The organism is Bacillus sp. 5B6 (genome assembly GCF_000259405.1).
In the GTDB taxonomy this organism is placed as follows: Bacteria; Bacillota; Bacilli; order Bacillales; family Bacillaceae; genus Bacillus; species Bacillus velezensis.
This window is the reverse complement of record NZ_AJST01000001.1, coordinates 820,513-832,867: the sequence shown is the minus strand read 5'-3', so window position 1 is coordinate 832,867 and position 12,355 is coordinate 820,513. Positions and strand designations below refer to the sequence as shown.

Sequence of the window (12,355 nt, the reverse complement as noted above, 5' to 3'; positions counted from 1 at the left end):
TTCTATACAATCATGGGAAAAGCAGACGAGGGGGCATCGCTTTTGACGTTAACGACACTTCAAAAAAGCTTAAACGCTCAGCTTGACGGGCTGTATGAGGAAATGGTTGAAATCAGGCGTCACCTTCACATGAATCCCGAGCCATCCTTTAAGGAGAAAAAAACACCGGCGTTCATCGCCTCATTTTATGAAAAGCTCGGCGTTCCCATCCGGACGAATGTCGGGGGCAACGGTGTCACAGCCTATATTGAAGGGAGTGAACCGGGACCGGTCGTGGCACTCAGAGCTGATTTTGACGCTTTGCCGATACAGGATGAAAAAGATGTGCCCTATGCTTCACAAATTCCCGGCGTCATGCACGCCTGCGGTCACGACGGCCATACGGCGGCTCTGCTTGCGGTCGGAAAAGTGCTGTACCGCAACCAGGAAAAACTGAAAGGGTCATTTGTGATGATCCACCAGCACGCCGAGGAATTATCTCCCGGCGGAGCAAAAGCAATGATTGAGGATGGCTGCCTCGAGCATGTCGATGCCATTTTCGGCACACACCTATGGGCGACTGAACCCGTCGGAACGGTCTTATGCCGCCCGGGCCCAGTGATGGCCGCCGCTGACGGCTTTACGATTAAAGTCATCGGCAAAGGCGGCCACGGCGCGATTCCTCACGATACGAAGGACGCCGTTTTAATCGGCTCACAAATCGTCACGGCTCTTCAGCATATCGTCAGCCGGCGGGTAAATCCGGTGCAGCCGGCCGTCATCTCAGCCGGCTCGTTCATCGCTGAAAATCCGTTTAATGCGATTGCCGATCAGGCAGTCATATCAGGCACCGTCCGCTCGTTTGACGAAAGTGTGCGCAGCCTGCTCGAAGCAGAAATAGAAGCCGTCGTAAAAGGAATCTGTTCCATGCACTCCGCTTCCTATGAATATCGTTTCAAGCGCGGTTATCCCGCCGTCGTTAATCATCCTGAGGAAGCAGCGCACGCGGCGGCAGCCGCAGCGGAAACAGAGGGCGTCACGAAGGTCATTGAAGGAGAGCCGCAGATGGCCGGAGAAGATTTTTCCTATTATCTGCAGCATACAAAAGGCGCATTTTTCTTTACGGGCGCCGCTTTAGAAAACGCGGAAACCATTTACCCTCATCATCATCCGAAATTTGATTTTAATGAAAAAGCGATGCTGACGGCCGCCAAGGTGCTTATCGGTGCCGCGGTGAGCTACCCCCGCTGACATAAAAAAAACAGCCGGTACATTACGTACCGGCTGCTGTGATTCTTAAATGAAAAACGTGTCTTGCCGTCTCACCGAGCTGTGACAGCAGTTTATAATTGGCCGCTCCGCCCACGGCGGCTCCGACGACCGGCAAAAGCTGAAACAACTTCACCACGTCCAGATAATCGCGGTATTCCTGCTGAAAAACTCTCCAATCGACATCATGCTTTTTCGAATCCCATTGTTCAATCATTGAGTATATGCGTTTCCGCTGTTCACCGCTTGAGAAAGCCAGCTGAAAAATAAACAGCAAAAACAATCGCTCATCCCTGTCTTTCACATCATAGCCGTAAATGGAGGCAAGATCGAACAGACATTTCATTTTAATGGATAGCAGCAAAGGAAAATCAGCCATCCCTAAAAAAATTCCGCCGGCCCCCGTACCGATACCTTCGGCTGCCGCGACCTTTTGGTACGATGCGATGGTTTGTCTGGCGAGGGCATCTTTTTCAGCAAGCGTCATACCGTGTGTATCCCGCTTGCTTTTCACCAGATTTGAACCCGCCATTGTTGCTTCGGTCATTTTTTTTATGCTTTCTGTGATGACGGCATGAATTTTGTCGGGAATCCGCTCATTTATTTTCGCCTGCATTCCTTTAGAAAAACGTTCAAGCATAGAATCTTTGCGCAAAAAACGCGCTTTCCATTGCAGTGCTTCCTGTATCAGCTGCTGATCGTCGGTCATCTGTGTCTCCTTCTTTCATTGAGGTTTCAAAAACCCGATTGATTACAGCTTGCCGTACTTTTTCAATCTTCCGCCCATATACGAAGGCATGATCACAAAAATCAGAACGGCTGAAGCAACAGCCGCATACAGTGCCCCGCTGACTCCCGCGGCATAGGCTGACGCTGCACAGAACAGCAGCGCCTGCACGGTTAATGCCGATTTCATCAGCGAAAAGAAACTTTGCAGCTTCGCTTTCTGATTGACCGGGTAAAGCTCCTGCAGAGAAAGATGATGAAAATGCCCGAACAGCGGCAGAAGCTGTATTCCCGTAATAAAGACGGTAAATACGGTTAACGCCGCCGTGATCCACGGATTGGCGGAAACGAGCATAATAATCAGGATAAAAATAATCGTGAGCCTGACCTGAATGCCGAGATAATCATTTGAACGCAGAAAGGCCCGCGCATACATATAGGAGAACGTTTTCCGCTGTTCAAACGGAATCATTCTGAGCAAAAAGTCGAGATACGCCCGGCGTTTTGCCTGTTTTTTCAGGTGAGGCACATCGGTAAACAGATTGGCGATTCTGTAAAACCGCTGCTTCCTTCTTAATTCATATTCAATATGAGCTTCCCATTTTAATGATTTATGTTTTGCGGCCGATGTGAAATACACATAAAGGCCGGCCATCACAATGTAGACGGCGGCAGCGTACACATAAAACGACTGTAAGACGAAGTATAAAAGCAGCATATTGCAGATAAAGCGTATGACCGCATCCATCATTTTCATGCTTCTGTCATTCATAAACGTCATCCGCCACTCCATGGCCTGATTCCACGCTTTTACCGCCAGCATCTGAATAAATACGGCGGCATACGACGCGAGCGACGCCCCCGGACTTACAGCAAAAAACAGGGGCATGCATACAACCGACAGGGCAATAAGCGGAAACAGCTGTGACAGATAGCTGTACTTAAATGAATGCTTAAAGTATGTCCCCATTTTCGGTTCAAGCGGCAGCAGAAACACGAGGTCCGCTTCCTTTAGCAGCGTCCGGACGTATGAACCGGTCAGCACAAATGAAAAGAGCACTGCCATCACCCAAAATGACGGAAAATGAACGGGAATGTCTTTGACCCACTTGCTGTACCAGCTCGCCGCGCCGGCAATAAAAAAGATCAGCACAATGACGAGATGATCATTGAGCATATATTTCATATACATTCTGGTTTCCTTTATATGCTCTTCAAGCCGGGACTGCCAAATAGTAGACATATTATTCATGGCCGGCGTCTTCCTTCGTCAGTTCAATATACAAGTCATCAAGAGCTGCGTCTTTCATGCCGAACTGCTCTCTCAGTTCTTCCAGTGTGCCGCTTGCCCGCACTTCGCCGTTATGTAAAATAATGAAAGCGTCACAGTAGCGCTCTGCCGTAGCCAGGATATGCGTTGACATCAGCACGCTTGATCCGGCTTTTTTCGCGGCGTCCATCCGCTCCAGCAATGCATTGATCGCAAGCGGGTCAAGGCCGAGAAACGGCTCGTCAATGATATAAAGCGAAGGCTCCGCGAGAAACGCGCACATGATCATGACTTTCTGCTTCATCCCTTTGGAAAAGTGAGCGGGAAACCATTTCAGCCTTTTTTCCATTCTGAATTCTTTCAGAAGCGGAGGAAGCCTTTTTTCAAGCGTTTCTTTGGAAAGGCCGTACGCCATGGCCGTCAGCTCCAGATGCTCCTTGAGCGTCAGTTCTTCATACAGCACCGGCGTTTCTGGGATGTACGTAAATTGCGAGCGGTAGCTTTCCTTATCCTCCGAAAACGTCTTGCCGTTCAGCTCAATCGAGCCTTTATGCGGGTCCATTAATCCGATAATATGCCGGATCGTCGTGCTTTTGCCCGCGCCGTTTAATCCGATGAGTCCGACAATCTGGTTCGGCTCAAGGGTGAATGAAACATTTTTTAAGACCGGGTTTCTCGTATAACCGCCGGTTAAGTCTTTTACCGATAGCAGAGACATAATTTCTCCCCTTCTGATTCGTTTTTCTTCATAGTACCAAAAATAAAGTCTGATTTGAAACGATTCCCTTTTTTTCTCACGTGAAAAGTGTGCATAGTTATCGTTTTGGCGGACATCATAATCTATGTAGAAGGAAACAGCTTTAATCAACTGAAAATGAGGTGTTTATAAAAGACGTCTTAGAACAGTTGGATGAAAATCAACATGTCCTGTGCTTACAATTTCTTCACACACTGCTTTGATGATGTTCTTCATTCATGATGAAATAATCAAATGAGGTGTTTGTCCCAGGAATGATTAAGCAGACCCATAAGTCTTCATTTTAAAAACAAATGAGGTGCTTACAAAAGGCATATTCAATTTTCTGTGATAAAGCTCGTACTTCTGCATCAGGGTGAACGCGCAGCCGTTCATCCTGTTTTTTGTTTTGGCCGTTTTTGTGGTACGATGAGAATATACATATATTTCTTTTCAGGGAGGAAACCCATCTATGCACAAAGCGGACGATTGTATTTTCTGCAAAATCATTGCCGGTGACATTCCGTCTTCAAAAGTATACGAAAATGAACACGTCGCGGCGTTTCTTGATATCAGCCAGGTCACAAAAGGCCATACGCTCGTGATTCCGAAAACACATATCGAAAACGTGTACGAGTTTACGCCTGAGCTTTCTAAAGAATATTTTGAAGCGGTGCCGAAAATCGCACGCTCCATCCGCGATGAATTCGAGCCGATCGGGCTGAATATTCTCAATAACAACGGTGAAAAAGCGGGCCAATCGGTGTTCCATTTTCACATGCATATCATTCCGCGTTACGGAAAAGGCGACGGTTTCGGGGCTGTCTGGAAGACCCACGCCGAAGACTATACGCCTGACGATCTTCAGGAGATCGCTTCAACCGTCAGAAAACGGCTTGCCTCATCTTAAAGATGAGGTTTTTTTGCGTCCGGAAACACAAAAAACATAAATTATATTTTTTTATATCAAAAAAATCAAAAAATTGTGATAGGATAATTGTATTATTTCTTACACTAAAGCGGAAAACAGGGAGAGATCGTAAACATGGAACGTACAACGAATTTCAATGCAGGACCCGCAGCCCTTCCACTGGATGTGCTGCAAAAAGCGCAAAAAGAATTTGTCAACTTCAATGATACTGGCATGTCCGTCATGGAGCTGTCCCACCGGAGCAAAGAATATGACGCGGTGCACCAAAAAGCCAAAAGCCTTCTGAAAGAACTGATGGATATTCCCGACGATTATGATATTTTATTTCTTCAAGGCGGCGCAAGCCTTCAATTCTCCATGCTGCCGATGAACTTTTTAACGCCGGAAAAAACGGCGCACTTCATCGTAACAGGCGCATGGTCTGAAAAAGCACTCGCCGAGGCGAAACTGTTCGGAAACACATCCGTCACGGCAACAAGCGCAGATTCAAACCACAACCACATACCGGAAGCGGACCTCTCAGGAATCAAAGACGGCGCCTACCTGCATATTACGTCCAACAACACGATTTTCGGAACGCAGTGGAAAGAGTTCCCGAATTCACCGATCCCGCTCGTAGCCGACATGTCAAGCGACATCCTGAGCAGAAAAATTGATGTCAAAACGTTTGATGTCATCTATGGCGGAGCCCAGAAAAACCTCGGGCCGTCCGGCGTCACGGTCGTCATCATGAAAAAATCATGGCTTGAAAACGAAAACGCCAACGTCCCTAAAATTTTGAAATACTCCACTCACACAAAAGCCGATTCACTGTATAATACGCCGCCTACGTTTGCGATTTATATGCTGAGCCTCGTCCTTGAATGGCTGGCTGAAAACGGCGGTGTCGAAGCGGCTGAACGGCGCAATCAGGAAAAGGCCGACGTCCTGTACGGCACAATCGACGCAAGCGGCGGGTTTTACGCTGGGCATGCCGCAAAAGACAGCCGTTCTCACATGAACGTCACGTTCACCCTCCGCGACAGCAGTCTCACGAAAAAATTCGTTGATGAAGCGAAAGCGGCTAAAATGACCGGACTCGGCGGCCACCGCTCAGTCGGAGGCTGCAGGGCGTCTATCTACAATGCCGTCAGCCTGGCTGATTGTGAAAAACTGGCTCAGTTTATGAGAAAGTTCCAGCAGGAAAACGAATAAATTTCTTCTAACATAACGGTTCCTTTGATATACTGTTTGCATATCAATTTTTCCGGCCATCGCAATAAATGACGAGCATATTATTGGATGGCGAAAAAGCTTAGCAGAGGAGAGCTTAGTATGAAAACAAAAGAATTAGTCATTATGGCCCTGTTTGCGGCAATCGGAGCGGTGCTTCATTCCATTATGCCGCCGGTATTATTCGGAATGAAACCCGATATGATGCTTGTGATGATGTTTATGGGTATTCTGTTATTCCCCCGTGTGCAGAACGTGCTGATGATCGGGATTGTAACGGGAATCATTTCCGCACTCACGACATCTTTTCCGGGCGGACAGCTTCCGAATATCATTGAAAAACCGGTAACGGCGTTTCTGTTTCTCGCGCTGGCGCTTTTGGTGAAGAAGAGCGTGAAAACAGCGGCCGCCGCCGTCATTACGATAGCCGGCACCTTCATCTCCGGTTTGCTCTTTTTGGCGCTGGCCCTTCTGATTGTCGGCCTGCCGGGCGGATTCACCGCATTGGTGCTCGCGGTCGTCCTTCCGGCGGCTGCGCTGAATACGATCGCCATTATCATTATGCATCCGATTGTGCAGACGATCTTAAAACGGTCCAATATGATTGAAACGGTGTAATAACCGCATACCGAAACCTCTTCCGGCCGGAAGAGGTTTTTTAATGTGTTTCAGCATGTTTTATACGAGAAGTTTTGTGAAAAAGATAAGGAACAATGCGAGGGCGGTTCCTGCTGAGCAGACAATGGCCTTCTGGCGGACGACCCGCTTCGGCGGATAAGAAGCGGCCTGGCCGAGCAGTTTCAGGTAATAAACGGCGCCCGCCGCAAAGACAAGAGCCATACAAGATAAAACAATCATAAAGACAGACAACCTTCTCCCTCCTTTTCCCTTAAAAAATATGCTAAAATAAAGCAAGCTATGTATAGAAGTTTATTCTTCTGAACAAAAATGATAAAAGTTATGAGAAAAAAAACGGGGTGATTTCAAATGGCTGACGGACGTTCCCTTTTAACAGGCCTTTTCGTAGGCGGATTGATCGGAGGCGCAGCGGTGTTACTCTCGGCTCCTTCATCCGGAAAAGAGCTGCGGGGCAAAATCAAAGCGAATTGCAATTCAATTGAGGACACAATCAAACGGTTAAAAAAAGACGGAATGGCGCTTAAGGACCAGCTTGTCCAAACGGCGAAAGAAAGCGCAGAAGTCATTAAAGACGTAGGCGGAGAGCTTCAGACCAGCATTAAAAGGTGGCAGGAGGAAATCAAGCCGCACCAGCAGGATCTCCAAAAGGAAATCGCTGATATCGAAGAGAAAATCAGACAGCTGGAGAAAACCTTACAAAACTAATATCCTATACAACCAAAAAAAGTGCGGACATATTGCGTTCCGCACTTTTTTTTGCGGTTTAAAGCCTTTCCCAGCAACGGATCAAGAATTTATTATAAAATTCTTAAATTTTCATCTTTATTAATCTTTATTTTATTGGCATAATAGAGGAAAAGAAAATGTGAAGCAGGTGATCTGTATTGAATCGTGTTGAACCGCCTTACGATCTAAAAGAAGCTTTAATCTATACCCAAAAAATGGCGCAGCTGTCCAAAGCGCTCTGGAAATCTATCGAGAAAGACTGGCAGAATTGGCTGAAGCCGTACGACCTTAATATTAATGAGCATCATATATTATGGATTGCCTATCAGCTTAAAGGAGCTTCTATTTCAGAAATCGCCAAATTCGGCGTTATGCACGTATCAACTGCATTTAACTTTTCAAAAAAGCTTGAAGAACGGGGATATCTGAAATTTTCCAAGCGGCTGAATGATAAACGGAACACGTACATTCAGTTAACAGAAGAAGGGGAAAATGTATTCGAAAGCCTGCTTGAGGAGTTTGATCCGTCGAGAAACGCTGTGTTTAAAGGCTCACAGCCGATCTACCACTTATTCGGGAAGTTTCCTGAGGTTGAAGAATTAACCTGTGTCATCCGCCACATTTACGGCGAAGATTTTATGGAGATATTCGAGAAATCATTGACAAACATAAACAATGATTTTGATAGTGAAGACGGAAGGCTGAAGAAAAAAACAGACGAATCGGCTGCCCATGAAACGGCTGAAGAGCTGGAACCGATCAACAGTTAATCAAAGTGCTTCATAATCTCAATAAATTCTTCCATCAGCGCTGTATAAAGCCCCTGCTCATACAGAGCAAAAATCGTTTCATGAACATCTAATTTTTCGTTCAGCTGTCCCGCAAAAAGCGCAAGGAGCTTGTCAAACGTCACAAAGCCTTGCGCTTTTTGCGACTCCAGCTCGTCCTCCAATTCGCGGCAGATCCGCCCGACCTCTTCTCCTTCTTCTTCGGTCAGCCCTTTTTCAATCATCATCGCATAAAAAGGGTACTTATCCATATCCACCGTTTTCACCAGCAATTGTATGTAATATTCTAAACGCCCGATACGCTGATCCATTGAATCCATCCGTTTCACTTCTTTCTATCTTTAATCTTATTTTAGCTGATAATGAATGGAGAAGAAAGGTTAAACCGTACATTTCCATGTTTCATCGAGCTCTTCTGTTCTTCTCTTTCCAGGTTTATTTTTTTCTTTAAAAAAGGATTGATTTTTTCTCCTGAAGAGAGTAAATTATTTTGAGATTGTATTCCATCTTTGTACGGAAGGATGACTCTGATGAATTGCTGGAAAACCATTAATCTGATCAAAGATTATGGTGCGGTTCGTTTATTATTGACTGCTGTAGGTTTTATGATCCTGTTTTTTATATGCAACTTCTTGGCATTCGGGCTGCTGCGTCCGAATATCAGTTTAAGTGACGGGCACGTGTTTGCTTTTTGTGTTCTGCTCGTTGTTACTTTATTTGTACATAAAGTCATACATGTCCTGCCGATGATCTGTAAAAAAAGAAAAAAGGAAATGAAAATGTACTTCTTGCGGATGCCGACATGGAAAGGCATACCGAAAACGACGATGCTGATTTCAACGATCAGCCCGTTTTTATTCATTACGCCGTTATTGTTTTATGCCGGACTGGCATTTCCGAGACACGCTCATTACTTTTATATGATTTCGAGCATTCATGCGGGGTATTGCCTGCCTGATCTTCTGTTTGCGCTCCATCTGGTCAAAGCGCCCAAATCATGTCTGATTGACCAGGAATCCGACGGTTTTGATATTTTAGTAAAAAAAGTGCCGGAGTCTTGATGTCCCGCTGATTTTTCAGGTTACATTCTATCTTTTTTAATAAATATTTGGTAATGTAATATGGGAGCAGTTCAGAGAGAGGGGGAATCTCCCATCATTTTATTCTATTTTATCGTGGCTGCCCTGTTTATTCTTTATTTCATAAACAGGCTCACAAATACATTATGCCTTGTCAGAGAGATTCCTGAAGACCGGCAGGATAAGGTATTCCGTTTTATTAATGTATCTATTTTAATTTTACTGATCTCTTCATTCGTCGAGATCTCCTTTACTGTGTAAACAGGCAAAAAAATATGGCTGACGGAGGTCTGACCCCCGACAGCCATATTTTTTTCTTAATAAAGCCAAGAAGCGCCGATGATGATCAATAAGATGAACAGAACAACCAATAATGCAAAACCGCCTGCAAATACTTCACCCATCTCCAAAAGCACCTCCTACAAAACGTTTTATTTTTCCAATTACATCATATGCAATTTACTTCTGAAACGATTAGGCGCCCGGGTAAGAAAACGGACCGCTTTTAGAAAAAGCGATCCGTTTCGCTTAACAAATGTAAGCTGCACCTACGATGATAAGCAATATGAACAGTACTACGAGCAGTGCGAAACCGTTTGAATATCCTCCGCCCATGGTTCATTACCTCCTTTTCATGATCAATATATTTGTATGTATAAGGAAAAAGTTTGACTAGACGAATGCCCTTTATTTAAAATCTTTTTACAGAAAGCCACAATATGTTATGATACGCATATGCAATTTAATTTGGATGATTAGGAGTGTTTAATGGAATGAAGAAAATCGCGATAGCAGCTATTACGGCAACGAGCGTCCTGGCTCTCAGCGCTTGCAGCAGCGGCGACAACGACGTGATTGCCAAGACGGATGCCGGAAATGTAACAAAAGGCGAGCTCTACACGAACATGAAAAAAACCGCGGGCGCAAGTGTGCTGACACAGCTCGTACAAGAAAAAGTATTAGCAAAAAAATACAAAGTATCGGATAAAGAAATCGATACCAAGCTGAAAGAGTACAAAACGCAGCTCGGCGATCAGTACAGCGCCCTTAAACAGCAGTACGGCGAAGATTACCTGAAAGATCAGGTGAAGTACGAACTGCTTGCACAAAAAGCGGCGAAAGACAACATCAAAGTGACTGACTCCGATACGAAAGAATATTACGACGGCTTAAAAGGTAAAATCCGCGCGAGCCACATCCTTGTCGCTGACAAAAAGACAGCTGACGAAGTGGAGAAAAAGCTGAAAAAAGGCGAGAAGTTTGAAACGCTTGCGAAAGAATATTCAACTGACAGCTCAAAAGACAACGGCGGCGACCTTGGCTGGTTCGATAAAAAGTCAATGGATGAAACATTCAGCAAAGCTGCATTCGGTCTGAAAGTCGGACAAGTCAGCGATCCGGTCAAAACAAAGTTCGGTTATCATATCATCAAAAAGACAGAAGAACGCGGCAAATATGATGACATGAAAAAAGAACTGAAAGAAGAAGTTCTTAAGCAGAAATTAAACGACAACTCAGCTGTACAGGCGGCAATTCAAAAAGTCATGAAAAAAGCTGACGTAAAAGTTGAAGACAAAGACTTAAAAGACACGTTTAACACTTCAACATCATCATCTTCTCAATCTAAATAAAAAAACTGTGCGGGCTCTCGGCGAGCCGCACAGTTTTTTTATGCGATGGAATGATTGGAGTTTTCTTCCGCATCCTCGTTTTCACTTGCGGGCGCCGCCATACGGCGCTCGCGTTCCTGTTCCATCCGTTCAATATACACCCTTCCTTCTTTTTCAATAAACGACTGGTCAAGCTTTTCCTCTTCTTTAGCTGTTGTGAAAAGCTTATAAGCGCTGAAAATAATTCCGATAATGCAAAGGTATACCCACCAAGGAAAAAATAACACGTCGGTTTCCTCCCTTTTTCACCCAGAGTCTTTATTCTAAGCTATGCTTGATAAAGACAAGTTATGAGAGCTGAACGTAAAAAAGACCGATCATAGAGAATCGGCCTTTTTATCTTATTGATGGAAAGTCGGTTTGTAGAAAGAACGGTTTTCAAGCGCAAATACACGCTCTGTGTATTCGCCCGGCTTCACCCGTTCCAGCGCTCTGTCCATCATAATCATTTTTGCATCCAGATTGTCAATGTAGTGCAGAATTTCCGCTTCTTTCACCATCGGCGGTTTCGGGCTTCCCCATTCCGCTTTTCCGTGATGGCTTAAAATCAAATGCTTCAGAATCAGCACTTCTTCAGCGTCAATCTGAAGCTCTTCGGCTGCTTTTGAAAGCTCTGTCACCATGATCGAAATGTGTCCGAGCAGATTCCCTTCCACGGTGTACGTTGTGGAGACGGGGCCTGAAAGCTCTTTTACTTTGCCTAGATCATGCAGAATGACTCCGGCATACAGTAAATCCCGGTCAAGAGACGGATACAGATCGGCAATCGCTTTTGCCAGGTTCAGCATGGACACTACATGATACGCGAGCCCGGAGACGAACTCATGGTGGTTTTTAGCCGCAGCCGGGTAATCCATAAACTCAGCCGCATATTTTTTGACCAGATGTCTCGTGATCCGCTGGATGTTTGGGTTTTTCATTTCAAAAATGTATTGAGTGACGGTTTCCATCATTTCATTTTTCGGAATCGGCGCCGTTTCCAGAAAATCATCAATGCTGACATTTTCGTTCTCGCCGGCCGGCCGGATGTTTCTCAGCTTAAGCTGGTTTCGTCCGCGATAGTGATGGACATCTCCGATCACCTTCACGATCGTCTGCGCCGCGTATGTTACTTCATCAGTCGGCTTGGCATCCCACAGCTTCGCTTCGATATCTCCCGATTGGTCCTGCAGCATTAACGTCAGGAATGGTTTTCCGTTGCTTGCGATTCCCTTAGTCGAAGATTTAATCAGAAAGTATTGATCGACCTGCTCGCCGACCTCGTGCAGCATAATACCTTTTGCCATTCTATTAAAAGCTCCCTCCATATCTTACATAATACCAGTATAGC

Annotated in this window: 18 protein-coding genes; 9 read left to right on the top strand and 9 right to left on the bottom strand. The window is 45.3% G+C overall.

The features are described from left to right. The first annotated feature begins 42 nt into the window (after nucleotides 1-42). The gene (locus MY7_RS04085) at nucleotides 43-1,230 is read left to right on the top strand and encodes a M20 family metallopeptidase (protein ID WP_029325968.1); all 1,188 of its coding nucleotides are present in this window, start codon (nucleotides 43-45) and stop codon (nucleotides 1,228-1,230) included. A gap of 22 nt (nucleotides 1,231-1,252) precedes the next feature. On the opposite strand, the gene MY7_RS04080 is transcribed toward MY7_RS04085, so the two are convergent. The 3 genes from MY7_RS04080 to ecsA are packed head-to-tail and all read right to left on the bottom strand — an operon-like array spanning nucleotide 1,253 to nucleotide 3,962. Continuing rightward, nucleotides 1,253-1,957, bottom strand: a complete 705-nt coding sequence (locus tag MY7_RS04080; protein WP_007610404.1) for an EcsC family protein — start codon at nucleotides 1,955-1,957, stop codon at nucleotides 1,253-1,255. 42 nt (nucleotides 1,958-1,999) lie between these two features. Beyond that, the gene (locus MY7_RS04075) at nucleotides 2,000-3,226 is read right to left on the bottom strand and encodes an ABC transporter permease (RefSeq protein ID WP_007610403.1); all 1,227 of its coding nucleotides are present in this window, start codon (nucleotides 3,224-3,226) and stop codon (nucleotides 2,000-2,002) included. Then, entirely contained in the window at nucleotides 3,219-3,962 is a 744-nt protein-coding gene (ecsA, locus tag MY7_RS04070) for an ABC transporter ATP-binding protein EcsA (protein WP_003155231.1), read from the bottom strand. Before ecsA ends, MY7_RS04075 begins: the two co-directional genes overlap by 8 nt. Before the next feature lie 490 nt (nucleotides 3,963-4,452). Here ecsA and MY7_RS04065 point away from each other — a divergent pair, with 490 nt between their 5' ends. The 3 genes from MY7_RS04065 (at nucleotide 4,453) to MY7_RS04055 (ending at nucleotide 6,741) form a co-directional block, all read left to right on the top strand. Next, nucleotides 4,453-4,890 (top strand): HIT family protein, encoded by a 438-nt coding sequence (locus MY7_RS04065; RefSeq protein WP_007610400.1) that lies wholly within the window; start codon nucleotides 4,453-4,455, stop codon nucleotides 4,888-4,890. Between the two features lie 135 nt (nucleotides 4,891-5,025). Further along, entirely contained in the window at nucleotides 5,026-6,105 is a 1,080-nt protein-coding gene (gene serC, locus MY7_RS04060; RefSeq protein WP_007610399.1) for a 3-phosphoserine/phosphohydroxythreonine transaminase, read from the top strand. 120 nt (nucleotides 6,106-6,225) lie between these two features. After that, nucleotides 6,226-6,741: a tryptophan transporter gene (locus MY7_RS04055; protein WP_029325969.1), complete on the top strand. Its 516-nt coding sequence runs from the start codon at nucleotides 6,226-6,228 to the stop codon at nucleotides 6,739-6,741. Nucleotides 6,742-6,801: 60 nt separating this feature from the next. On the opposite strand, the gene MY7_RS04050 is transcribed toward MY7_RS04055, so the two are convergent. Then, nucleotides 6,802-6,993 carry a hypothetical protein gene (locus tag MY7_RS04050; RefSeq protein WP_007409223.1) on the bottom strand — a complete coding sequence of 64 codons (192 nt, stop codon included), beginning with the start codon at nucleotides 6,991-6,993 and terminating at the stop codon, nucleotides 6,802-6,804. A 117-nt stretch (nucleotides 6,994-7,110) separates the two neighbouring features. On the opposite strand from MY7_RS04050, the gene MY7_RS04045 reads away from it, so the two are divergent. Further along, nucleotides 7,111-7,467 carry a YtxH domain-containing protein gene (locus MY7_RS04045; RefSeq protein ID WP_007409224.1) on the top strand — a complete coding sequence of 119 codons (357 nt, stop codon included), beginning with the start codon at nucleotides 7,111-7,113 and terminating at the stop codon, nucleotides 7,465-7,467. Between the two features lie 179 nt (nucleotides 7,468-7,646). Further along, nucleotides 7,647-8,258 carry an HTH-type transcriptional regulator Hpr gene (locus MY7_RS04040; RefSeq protein ID WP_007610395.1) on the top strand — a complete coding sequence of 204 codons (612 nt, stop codon included), beginning with the start codon at nucleotides 7,647-7,649 and terminating at the stop codon, nucleotides 8,256-8,258. Here the strand turns inward: MY7_RS04040 and MY7_RS04035 are convergent. Next, nucleotides 8,255-8,596, bottom strand: a complete 342-nt coding sequence (locus tag MY7_RS04035) for a YhaI family protein (RefSeq protein ID WP_003155243.1) — start codon at nucleotides 8,594-8,596, stop codon at nucleotides 8,255-8,257. The two genes, MY7_RS04040 and MY7_RS04035, sit on opposite strands and share 4 nt — an antisense overlap. 210 nt (nucleotides 8,597-8,806) lie before the next feature. On the opposite strand from MY7_RS04035, the gene MY7_RS04030 reads away from it, so the two are divergent. Further along, nucleotides 8,807-9,337 (top strand): DUF3267 domain-containing protein, encoded by a 531-nt coding sequence (locus MY7_RS04030; protein ID WP_007409225.1) that lies wholly within the window; start codon nucleotides 8,807-8,809, stop codon nucleotides 9,335-9,337. 60 nt (nucleotides 9,338-9,397) lie between these two features. Further along, nucleotides 9,398-9,616: a hypothetical protein gene (locus tag MY7_RS04025; protein ID WP_003155245.1), complete on the top strand. Its 219-nt coding sequence runs from the start codon at nucleotides 9,398-9,400 to the stop codon at nucleotides 9,614-9,616. Between the two features lie 56 nt (nucleotides 9,617-9,672). On the opposite strand, the gene yhzE2 is transcribed toward MY7_RS04025, so the two are convergent. Next, nucleotides 9,673-9,759 carry a sporulation protein YhzE2 gene (gene yhzE2 / locus MY7_RS04020; protein ID WP_003155248.1) on the bottom strand — a complete coding sequence of 29 codons (87 nt, stop codon included), beginning with the start codon at nucleotides 9,757-9,759 and terminating at the stop codon, nucleotides 9,673-9,675. 124 nt (nucleotides 9,760-9,883) lie between these two features. Then, nucleotides 9,884-9,970 carry a sporulation protein YhzE1 gene (gene yhzE1 / locus MY7_RS19030; RefSeq protein WP_017417375.1) on the bottom strand — a complete coding sequence of 29 codons (87 nt, stop codon included), beginning with the start codon at nucleotides 9,968-9,970 and terminating at the stop codon, nucleotides 9,884-9,886. Between the two features lie 158 nt (nucleotides 9,971-10,128). Between yhzE1 and MY7_RS04010 the strand changes: the two genes are divergently transcribed. Further along, nucleotides 10,129-10,986, top strand: a complete 858-nt coding sequence (locus MY7_RS04010) for a peptidylprolyl isomerase (RefSeq protein ID WP_007610390.1) — start codon at nucleotides 10,129-10,131, stop codon at nucleotides 10,984-10,986. 38 nt (nucleotides 10,987-11,024) lie between these two features. Here the strand turns inward: MY7_RS04010 and MY7_RS04005 are convergent, their stop codons facing one another. Then, nucleotides 11,025-11,252 (bottom strand): sporulation YhaL family protein, encoded by a 228-nt coding sequence (locus tag MY7_RS04005; RefSeq protein WP_007610389.1) that lies wholly within the window; start codon nucleotides 11,250-11,252, stop codon nucleotides 11,025-11,027. A 114-nt stretch (nucleotides 11,253-11,366) separates the two neighbouring features. Beyond that, a complete protein-coding gene (yhaM, locus tag MY7_RS04000) occupies nucleotides 11,367-12,311 on the bottom strand; it encodes a 3'-5' exoribonuclease YhaM (protein ID WP_003155251.1) in 945 nt (314 codons plus the stop codon). Nucleotides 12,312-12,355: the final 44 nt, after the last annotated feature.

What these genes read in the sequence shown, in the direction of transcription:
- MY7_RS04075 (WP_007610403.1), bottom strand. Translation starts at nt 3,226, where the DNA reads ATGAATAATATGTCTACTATTTGGCAGTCCCGGCTTGAAGAGCATATA.
- yhzE2 (WP_003155248.1), bottom strand. Translation starts at nt 9,759, where the DNA reads ATGGGTGAAGTATTTGCAGGCGGTTTTGCATTATTGGTTGTTCTGTTC.
- MY7_RS04030 (WP_007409225.1), top strand. Translation starts at nt 8,807, where the DNA reads ATGAATTGCTGGAAAACCATTAATCTGATCAAAGATTATGGTGCGGTT.
- yhaM (WP_003155251.1), bottom strand. Translation starts at nt 12,311, where the DNA reads ATGGCAAAAGGTATTATGCTGCACGAGGTCGGCGAGCAGGTCGATCAA.
- ecsA (WP_003155231.1), bottom strand. Translation starts at nt 3,962, where the DNA reads ATGTCTCTGCTATCGGTAAAAGACTTAACCGGCGGTTATACGAGAAAC.
- MY7_RS04010 (WP_007610390.1), top strand. Translation starts at nt 10,129, where the DNA reads ATGAAGAAAATCGCGATAGCAGCTATTACGGCAACGAGCGTCCTGGCT.
- MY7_RS04055 (WP_029325969.1), top strand. Translation starts at nt 6,226, where the DNA reads ATGAAAACAAAAGAATTAGTCATTATGGCCCTGTTTGCGGCAATCGGA.
- MY7_RS04035 (WP_003155243.1), bottom strand. Translation starts at nt 8,596, where the DNA reads ATGGATTCAATGGATCAGCGTATCGGGCGTTTAGAATATTACATACAA.
- serC (WP_007610399.1), top strand. Translation starts at nt 5,026, where the DNA reads ATGGAACGTACAACGAATTTCAATGCAGGACCCGCAGCCCTTCCACTG.
- MY7_RS04080 (WP_007610404.1), bottom strand. Translation starts at nt 1,957, where the DNA reads ATGACCGACGATCAGCAGCTGATACAGGAAGCACTGCAATGGAAAGCG.
- MY7_RS04025 (WP_003155245.1), top strand. Translation starts at nt 9,398, where the DNA reads ATGGGAGCAGTTCAGAGAGAGGGGGAATCTCCCATCATTTTATTCTAT.
- MY7_RS04045 (WP_007409224.1), top strand. Translation starts at nt 7,111, where the DNA reads ATGGCTGACGGACGTTCCCTTTTAACAGGCCTTTTCGTAGGCGGATTG.
- yhzE1 (WP_017417375.1), bottom strand. Translation starts at nt 9,970, where the DNA reads ATGGGCGGAGGATATTCAAACGGTTTCGCACTGCTCGTAGTACTGTTC.
- MY7_RS04065 (WP_007610400.1), top strand. Translation starts at nt 4,453, where the DNA reads ATGCACAAAGCGGACGATTGTATTTTCTGCAAAATCATTGCCGGTGAC.